Genomic DNA, 2,889 nt, shown 5'->3' with positions numbered 1-2,889 from the left:
GCACCCTGCCAGCTGAACCCGCCTTCGAACGGCCACAGCCGCAACAACATTGCGCGATCAGCGGGGGTGAGATGCTCGACGCTCCAGCCGATTGCGGCCTCCAGGCTCGCATGCCGCGACAGTGACCCGCGTGGCGTGGTTCCTAGCACGTCGAGCCGGTCGCGCAGGTGGGCGGCGATACCGTGCAGGCCGAACGCGCGTTCCCGGGCCGCCGCCAGCTCGATCGCCAGCGGCAACCCGTCCAGGCTCGTGCATATCGCGCGTCCGGTTTCCCGGTCGCTGTCAGTCGGTTGCCAGCCGGGCCGACCAGCGCGCACCCGCTCGATCAGCAGCTGCACCGCGGCACCTTCGCCGCCGGCTGCGCCGAACACGGGCAGGGGTTCGACGACCAGTACCTGTTCGCCGTCGATCCCGAGCGGTTGCCGGCTGGTCGCCAGAATCCGCAGGTCTGGAGAGGCAGCGAGCAGCAGCATGGTTACCTCGGCCACGGGCTCGATCAGATGCTCACAGTTGTCGAGTACCAACTGCCCCGGTCGCAGGGTCAGGGCACGCCGCACCGGGTCCAAGGGATCGCCGCTGATCTGGACCAGACCCAGCGCGGTCGCGATGGCGGTCACGACACCGTCACCGTGGTGGACATCGCCGAGCCGTACGATCCAGCGATCCGGCGAATCCGGTCCCCCGGCACAGTATTCGACGGCGAGTCTGGTCTTGCCGACTCCGGCCGGACCCACCAGGCTGACCATGCGCCGCTCGGCAAGCAATACGGACAGCAGGCTCAGTTCGCGATCACGACCCACAAACGACGACAACACGCGCCCGATCGGTCGCTGTGGCGTACGGGGCGCGGTCTCCGTGCGCATCCCGCGCGGTCGCGGGGATTCCACGAGCAACAGCCCGGGGTCGTGGTCGAGCATTCGCTGCTCGAGAGTGCGCAGCGCCGGCCCTGGATCCACTCCGAGCTCCTCGACGAGAAGTTCACGCACCCGCCGGATTTCGGCCAATGCCTGGGCCTGACGTCCGCTGCGGTAGAGGCCGAGTGCCAACAGTTCCCAGCGCCGCTCCCGAAACGGCGCCGCCGACACCGCCTCGCTCAGATCGGCCACCGCCATCGCGGTCTCACCACACGCCAATCGAGCCGCCTGCAGTTCCTCGACCGCTGTCGCACGCAGCTCCGTCAACCGGGCCCGCTCGGCGGGCAAGTCCGGCGCTTGATCCAACTCCGGCCACGGATCCCCTCGCCACAGCACTAGCGCATTCTCGAACAACCGCGCGGCCGACCCGGCGTCCCCAGCCGCGAGCACACGCACCCCATCGGTGATCATGTCGGCGAACCGGCCATGATCGATCCATTCCGGGTGCACTGTGAGCGCATATCCGAACGCGCTGCGCTGCAGGCACTCTCGGGCCGACGGCCCCAACGCCGAACGCAGCCGCGAGGCAAGGACTCGCAGGGTCGCGGCCGCCTGCCGCGGACGATCCTCGCCCCACACCAGTTCGGTGAGCACACCGTCCGATACCGGGGTTCCCACCGTCAATGACAGCGCTGCCAGGAATCGGCGCGGCACCGGGCCGCCCAGGTCGACGGGCCGGCCGTCCACCTCGACAGCGATCGGGCCCAACACCCGAACGAACAGCACCAGCAAAGCCTAATCAGCAACGGCCTCGCCGACTCGGTGACAACGCCGTTCATCGCACTTTTATCGCCCCGCGAGACGACTGCCCAGCTTTCCTCGCGATCGTTTCGACCCGCGACCTGCACGCCGAACTCGGCCGGGCATCGTATTGACGCGAGTGCGGTCCCCGTCGTAGTGCGCCAGGACGCGATGATCCATTGTGCGCCGCCACAGCACCGGCACCGACGCGACGACGATCATGGTGGCATAGCCCGCGGGCAGCTGCGGTGCCTCGGACGCGCTGCGCAGGGTCTGATACCGGCGCCCGGGATTGGTGTGATGATCGCTGTGCCGCTGCAGGTGGAACAGGAAGATGTTGGTGACAAGGCGGTCGGAGTTCCAGCTGTCGGCCGGCGAGCAGCGCGCCCAGCGACCGTTGGGCAATCGACTTCGCAGCAGGCCGTAGTGCTCGACATAGTTCACCGTCTCGAGCAGCCAGACGCCTATCACCGCCTGAACGACGAGATAGGGCAGGACACCGGACCCGAACGTCGCGACGAGCCCGCCGAACAGCACCACCGTCATCGCCCACGACTGCAGAATATTGTTGCGCGGGCACCACCACGAACGTTGCTGGCGTCGCAGCCGGTCCCGCTCCAGTTCGAGCGATGACCGAAAACCCCCGATCACGCTGCGGGGCAGGAATTTCCACAACGACTCACCGAACCGCGCGCTGGCCGGGTCCTGCGGCGTGGCGACCCGAGCGTGGTGGCCCCGATTGTGCTCGACGTAGAAATGCCCGTACCCGGATTGCGCCAGCGCCGCCTTCGCCAGCCACCGCTCGAGCCGCTCGACCCGGTGACCGAGCTCGTGTGCGGCGTTGATACCGATCCCCGCCAAGAAACCGACTGTCACAGCCAACCCCAGCTTGTCGACGAATCGAAGTTGCGAATCGGTCCACAGGTAGCACGCGATCACCAGGGCAGCGACCTGTACCGGGAGGAACAGGTAGGTACACCACCGGTAGTAGCGGTTGGCACCGAGTTCTTCGTAATCCTCGTCGCTGGGATTGTGGCCGTCTTCACCGACAAGGCGATCCAGCACCGGAATCACGAACAGCACGACAATCGGTTCGATCCACCAGAAGACCGCGAGTCCGGTACGCATCACCAGCTGTGAGGGCAGCAACGCGCAAACCGGCGCCACCAATCCGAATGCCCAGAGATATCGCTTCGGATCCGCCGTCGGCACCAAGTACCGCTCGAGCAGGTGC

Annotated in this window: 2 protein-coding genes; both read right to left on the bottom strand. The window is 67.1% G+C overall.

Translation table 11 applies throughout. The annotated features are described in order from the left end of the window. A partial coding sequence (locus ACFWF3_RS30625; protein ID WP_379317178.1) for a BTAD domain-containing putative transcriptional regulator occupies nt 1–1,640 on the bottom strand: 1,640 nt, incomplete at its 3' end. Nucleotides 1,641–1,700: 60 nt separating this feature from the next. Beyond that, on the bottom strand, nt 1,701–2,885 hold the full coding sequence (locus ACFWF3_RS30620; protein WP_379317180.1) for an alkane 1-monooxygenase: 1,185 nt from the start codon (nt 2,883–2,885) through the stop codon (nt 1,701–1,703). Between the last annotated feature and the right edge of the window lie 4 nt (nt 2,886–2,889).

The sequence above is a fragment of the Nocardia sp. NPDC060220 genome (assembly GCF_042727815.1).
Taxonomy (GTDB): Bacteria; Actinomycetota; Actinomycetes; order Mycobacteriales; family Mycobacteriaceae; genus Nocardia.
The sequence above is the reverse complement of the archived record's forward strand: the minus strand, read 5'-3'. Positions and strand labels throughout refer to the sequence as shown.